Consider the following 1,156-nt stretch of genomic DNA (forward strand, 5'->3'; position numbering starts at 1 on the left):
GGCGGGCTGTTGTTGCGGCGGGGCGACGTCAGGGGCGCGAACGCGGCCTTTGACCGGGCGCTGGCGCGGCGGCCCGGCAATGGCTGGGTGATGTGGGGCAAGGCGCAGGCGCTGGCGGCGGCGGGCGACGCCGAGGCGAGCCGGGCTTTGCTGGAGAAGCAGCGGAAGGCGTGGCGGGGAACGGAAGCGCCGACGCTGGCGCGGCTTTAGACGAGGACTCCACTAATCCGTTCAGGCTGAGCTTGTCGAAGCCGTGCACTTATTAGGAAGGACAGGGCTTCGACAAGCTCAGCCCAAACGGATTTAGATTTGTGCTCTATCCTTGGATGCGCCGAGATATACCCCAAGCACCGCGTACTCCTGCGAAAGCAGGAGTCTAGTTCGAACGGCGGGACTGGGCTCCTGCTTTCGCAGGAGCACGCTGTATTGAGATAATCCGTTCGGGCCGAGCCTGTCGAAGCCCGACCCTTACTTCACAGAAAAGGACAGCCCTTCGACAGGCTCAGGGCGAACGGATTTTTGGGCTGGCGGGTCAGAAGCCCACCCGGATCCCCACATTGAAGGCCGCGCCCTGCTGGCCGCCGCCGGTCGAGTAGAAGCCGCGCGCGAAGGCGGCCGTCTTGCTGCCGATCTCCGCGGCGAGGCCGGCGCCGAATGTCCAGAAGGCGTCGGGGTCGGAACCCTGCAGGCGGAAGATGGTGGTGGGATCGGCGATGAAGGCCATGTCGCGGCTGCCGCCGACGCCGCCGTGCAGCGTGTAGGATACGGACGCTTCCGGATGCAGCGTCGCACCGCTGCTTTCCATATTGCCGACCAGCCGCGCGCCGACTTCCGGGCTGAAATAGGTGTGCGAGCGCTTTTCGACGATCAGGCCGATGCCGCCCGCGCCGGTCTCCGTAAAGCCGTCGAAGCTGTAATGGCGGACGTCGCCGCGCAGGAAGGGTGCGATGTCCATGCCGCCCAGGTCGAACACATGGCTGATCTCGCCCAGGATGCGCAGTTCGGTGCTGTCGAACTTCGCCTGGCCGGTGCGGCCGAGCAGCGGCATGGGCCGGGACACGGTCCAGTCGCTCCAGCCGTAGACGACCTGCAGCCCCATGTTCATCGCGCCGACCGGTCCCTGCGCGAAACCGCCGACCATATAGGTGTTGGCGTC

At 66.1% G+C, this 1,156-nt stretch carries 2 protein-coding genes; one reads left to right on the forward strand and one right to left on the reverse strand.

Annotation, left to right across the window (positions count from 1 at the left end):
• On the forward strand, positions 1-210 hold a 210-nt coding region (locus tag BHQ40_RS24750; RefSeq protein WP_139139486.1), incomplete at its 5' end, for a tetratricopeptide repeat protein.
• A gap of 322 nt (positions 211-532) precedes the next feature.
• On the opposite strand, the gene BHQ40_RS24755 is transcribed toward BHQ40_RS24750, so the two are convergent.
• A partial coding sequence (locus BHQ40_RS24755) for an autotransporter outer membrane beta-barrel domain-containing protein (RefSeq protein WP_139139487.1) occupies positions 533-1,156 on the reverse strand: 624 nt, incomplete at its 5' end.

Origin of the sequence: Sphingobium phenoxybenzoativorans (assembly GCF_001757355.1) — a bacterium.
Taxonomy (GTDB): domain Bacteria; phylum Pseudomonadota; class Alphaproteobacteria; order Sphingomonadales; family Sphingomonadaceae; genus Sphingobium; species Sphingobium phenoxybenzoativorans.